Raw genomic sequence first — 1259 nt, forward strand, 5'->3', positions numbered from 1 at the left:
CCATCGGTGTATACATTAACTGGGCAGTCGTGCATAAAGACGATATCTAAGTCTGAGTTGTAGCCCAACTCCCATCCACCGACTTTACCATAACCGATCACGGCAAAGCCTTTGCCTTCACGATCTTTCACGTGTGTTGGCTCGCCGTATTTTTCAGACACTTGAAGCCACGCTTGGCTGACCACCGCTTCAACAATGGCTTCTGCTAGATAAGTTAAGTGGTCACTTACTTTCATGACTGGCAGCACGCCAGCGATATCCGCCGCCGCGATACGCAAAATACAAATTTGCTTAAACTGACGCAGCGCTTCCATTTGCTGCTCCATATCATCTTCGGGAATACGGGCAAGGAAATCGCGCAATTCAGTGCGATAGCTATCGAGTGGAATTGGGTTGTACAGCTGTTGAGGATCTATCAACTCATCCAGAAGGATTGGATAACGAGACAACTGTTCGGAAATCATCGGACTTGCGGTACACAAGCGCACTAACTGCACCAATGCGGCAGGGTGTTCATCCAACAATTCTAAGTACGTCGTGCGCGTGCAAATATTGTGTAGTAAATGCAACACTCGCGGTAAACCAAATTGAGCATCTGGGTGGGCAAACACCGCATCAAACACTTTTGGCATCAAGCGGTTTAAGACTTCTCGCCCACGGGGGCCGAGCGTTTTCTTGGCCAAGTCGGCTTTAAAGTTGATGATAGCTTTAGAGAATATGGCGGGTTCTTCAACTTGAATGTCCTGCTCTAAAATCAGCTCTAGCACATCTTGTTTATTGGCCATATCCCATAATTCATGGAAATGACGAGCAATCGTGCTGCCCTCATCTTCTTCGTCGTCACCAATCAAGGTTTCAAATACTTGATGCACTTTATTCATGTGCTGCTGAGTTTGTTCGATGAGCAGCTCCCACGACTCTAGCTGCATCGCAGTTGCCAGTTTTAAACGCTCAATGTCGCAATCGGGCAGCGTTTGAGTCTGCTTGTCTGCCATTGCTTGCAGTAGATTTTCTAGCTGGCGTAAATATTTATATGCCGCTTCCAGATTGCTGACTTCTTGCGGGGTTAACAGTGCAAGTTCCTCAATACCATTTAAGGTTTCGAGCAAGCCACGATTGCGCAAAGATGGCTCTCGCCCGCCACGAATCAGTTGGAAAACTTGCGCGATAAACTCAATTTCTCGAATACCACCAGCACCCAGCTTGATGTTGTTGGTTAAACCGCGACGTCGCACTTCACTGCTGATCATTGATTTCAT

1 protein-coding gene is annotated in these 1259 nt (G+C 47.3%); it reads right to left on the reverse strand.

The features are described from left to right. On the reverse strand, positions 1-1259 hold a 1259-nt coding region (gene glnE, locus R7Z49_RS23365), incomplete at both ends, for a bifunctional [glutamate--ammonia ligase]-adenylyl-L-tyrosine phosphorylase/[glutamate--ammonia-ligase] adenylyltransferase (RefSeq protein ID WP_318112121.1).

Source organism: Vibrio sp. 1562 (genome assembly GCF_033340155.1).
GTDB classification, from domain to species: domain Bacteria; phylum Pseudomonadota; class Gammaproteobacteria; order Enterobacterales; family Vibrionaceae; genus Vibrio; species Vibrio alginolyticus.